We start from the raw sequence: 1,376 nt of genomic DNA, 5'->3' as shown, positions 1-1,376 counted from the left end.
GATGGATCACATCTACGGTGGCGAAGACGAGCCGATGGAGAAGATCATCGACGTCTTCGTCTGCAAACTTCGCGCCAAGCTGCTCGAAATGAATGATGGCCTAGATGTCGTCCGCACCGTCTGGGGTCGCGGCTACCAGTTCGAGCCGAAGGGTTTCGAGCCGGTCTTCAGGCACCGTGTGAGGGTGCCGCGATGAGAGCGGTCCGCGACATCCTCGCCGAAGGGATGCGACGTGAGCGCCTCGGCCTTGTGCGCCCCCTGTGGCATGACTGGGACGACGACAGCCGTGATGAGGTCCGCCGCCGGGCCGATCATCTCATCCGCATCCTGTCCGACGCCGGCGTCCATCTGGTGCAGACGGGCGCACCCATCCCGGTTGCGCAGCCAACGTCGCCAACAATCGTCGCCAACCAGATCTATGCGCAGCCCGACACGATGCGCGAGGTCCGCGCCGAGGCCGGCAAGTTCTCGGTCGTCGCAGTTCAGGGCGGCGTCGACACCGTCGAGCAGACCTTCAGCTTGAACGATGTGATGCTCAACGCCGGCCTGGTGCTGACCGGCGATCCCGCCGCCAAGACGATCAAGGATCTCGGCAAGCAGCTTGCGGCCGCAACGGAAATCTATCGGCTCAACGCTGCCACTGTTGGTGGCGGCAAATGACAGGCCCGCTCTCCACTGCCTCACGCGCGCTCGAAGAGCTCATCGATGTCACCGCCGATTGGTCAGCCGAGCTGCTGCGCCGCGCCGCCGACGATATGGCGGCCGCGCTGGATGATGCCGCGATGGCAGCGATCGAAGGCACAACGGAATGGCGAACTCTTGCAACAAAGGACAGCCGCTATGCAGCATCTCGTCCGTGAGGCCGGCGAACGGCCGATCGACCGCCGGTTCGGCATCGCATTCCCGAAGCCAGAGGATATGGCGAAGCTCTCGCCGGCCGACCAGCAGGTCGCCCAGCTCCTGGCACAGGAAGCCGGCGTCCCCTCGCCGGTCCGCATCGAGGAAGACGAACCGGTCGAGCGCGAACCGCGCGCCACCGTGCTGCCGATCGAGACCTCGGCGCCGGCGCGACCAATCACCGACAGCGACATCCACATCGGCGCCACCGGCAAGGGTGAGCCCGTCGGCATCGACCTCGCCAAGCTGATCGACGGCCGCCTTTTGATTCAGGGCAACAGCGGCGCCGGCAAATCGATGCTGCTGCGCCGCCTCTTCGAGAAGTCCTTCGGCCGCGTCCAGCAGTTGCTCATCGATCCCGATGGCGAGTTTTCAACGCTGAAGGAACACTTCGATGTCGCCGTACTGACCGCAGCGGACATCGCGCGTGTCGGCGGCCAGATTTTCGCTCACCATCTCCGCGAGCATCGTTACAGCGC

4 protein-coding genes are annotated in these 1,376 nt (G+C 64.8%); all 4 read left to right on the top strand.

The genetic code is table 11. The features are described 5' to 3' along the window. Positions 1–196: winged helix-turn-helix domain-containing protein (locus FJ980_RS31810; protein ID WP_140547468.1), on the top strand; the 196-nt coding region annotated here is incomplete at its 5' end. Further along, on the top strand, positions 193–660 hold the full coding sequence (locus FJ980_RS31805; protein WP_140547467.1) for a hypothetical protein: 468 nt from the start codon (positions 193–195) through the stop codon (positions 658–660). The genes FJ980_RS31810 and FJ980_RS31805, both read left to right, overlap by 4 nt. Then, on the top strand, positions 657–860 hold the full coding sequence (locus tag FJ980_RS31800; protein ID WP_140547466.1) for a hypothetical protein: 204 nt from the start codon (positions 657–659) through the stop codon (positions 858–860). The genes FJ980_RS31805 and FJ980_RS31800 overlap by 4 nt, the downstream gene beginning before the upstream one ends. Further along, positions 841–1,376 (top strand): DUF87 domain-containing protein (locus FJ980_RS31795; RefSeq protein WP_246676661.1); only part of this gene is annotated, 536 nt, incomplete at its 3' end. The genes FJ980_RS31800 and FJ980_RS31795, both read left to right, overlap by 20 nt.

It is taken from the genome of Mesorhizobium sp. B1-1-5, from assembly GCF_006443065.1.
Lineage (GTDB): Bacteria > Pseudomonadota > Alphaproteobacteria > Rhizobiales > Rhizobiaceae > Mesorhizobium.
This window is presented reverse-complemented; position numbering and strand designations above follow the sequence as displayed.

Coding starts and splice junctions, on each gene's coding strand:
- FJ980_RS31805 (WP_140547467.1), top strand. CDS start 193: ATGAGAGCGGTCCGCGACATCCTCGCCGAAGGGATGCGACGTGAGCGC.
- FJ980_RS31800 (WP_140547466.1), top strand. CDS start 657: ATGACAGGCCCGCTCTCCACTGCCTCACGCGCGCTCGAAGAGCTCATC.